The sequence below is a fragment of the Mesorhizobium sp. M4A.F.Ca.ET.050.02.1.1 genome, assembly GCF_003997725.1.
Lineage (GTDB): Bacteria > Pseudomonadota > Alphaproteobacteria > Rhizobiales > Rhizobiaceae > Mesorhizobium.
This window is the reverse complement of record NZ_RZSG01001333.1, coordinates 1-804: the sequence shown is the minus strand read 5'-3', so window position 1 is coordinate 804 and position 804 is coordinate 1. Positions and strand designations below refer to the sequence as shown.

Genomic DNA, 804 nt, shown 5'->3' with positions numbered 1-804 from the left:
CAGGTGCAGCACCTTGCGGTCGGTCCCGTGCCGCTTGATGAGCGTGCGGGCCTGTTCCGGCGTGATGCCTGCTTCCTCGGCGAAATGCCTGACCTCGTAGTCCTCGTCGCCGGCCACTTGCGAACGGTCGCGGTTGTCGGTCTTCGTCTTGTCGTCGGCCATGACTGCGTTCCTCGTTCAACACGAGATAACGAAAAGGGTCCGGTGGGGTTCCCCGGAACCTCGATTGGGCGCGACCTTCCTGGGCGCCGAGAGTTTCGAGAGTTTTAGGTACGAGTTCCTAGTGGGTCCGATGATCGAAAACCACCGCCATGGTCTTACCAATTGCCGCCATGACAATCAGCTCTACCAGATGGTCGTCGCTGTCGTCGCAAGCCGGGCCGATGCGGCGGATGGCGTCGATCGCCGCCTTGGTCGATATGGTGTCGCCGGCACGGAATCTTGAAAGCGTAGATGAAACAAGTTCTTCGGCCGTCGAGTCGATAGCCGGCACTTTTGGCACGACGCTCATAGGCCTCCTCCTGCCATGAACCCTCACCCAAAAGGATGATACGCCGAATGCTGGTTTCTGCCAGCGAAATGGTGGTCCGACCAGTCACTGGAGACAGCCTGCCGCTATTTCAACCTACCTGTCCTCGATGATCCTCAGATAGGAACCGTCATGGACAGCACGATCCCGATCGCGTGCTTAGGCGGCGCGTCGTTCTCGTCGGGGTTGGGAACCGGGTCCTCGTCCGGAAGCCGCTGCGGCTCCGGCTCTCGCATGGGCTTCGGTTCGGGTAGCGGCGGTGGGGTTGGCATGGG

Annotated in this window: 2 protein-coding genes; both read right to left on the bottom strand. The window is 60.9% G+C overall.

Translation table 11 applies throughout. From position 1 onward, the window contains the following. The coding region (locus EOA33_RS37315; RefSeq protein WP_127407829.1) for a DUF3606 domain-containing protein at positions 1–162 on the bottom strand (162 nt) is incomplete at its 3' end. Between the two features lie 118 nt (positions 163–280). Continuing rightward, positions 281–511, bottom strand: a complete 231-nt coding sequence (locus EOA33_RS37310) for a hypothetical protein (RefSeq protein WP_126058337.1) — start codon at positions 509–511, stop codon at positions 281–283. Between the last annotated feature and the right edge of the window lie 293 nt (positions 512–804).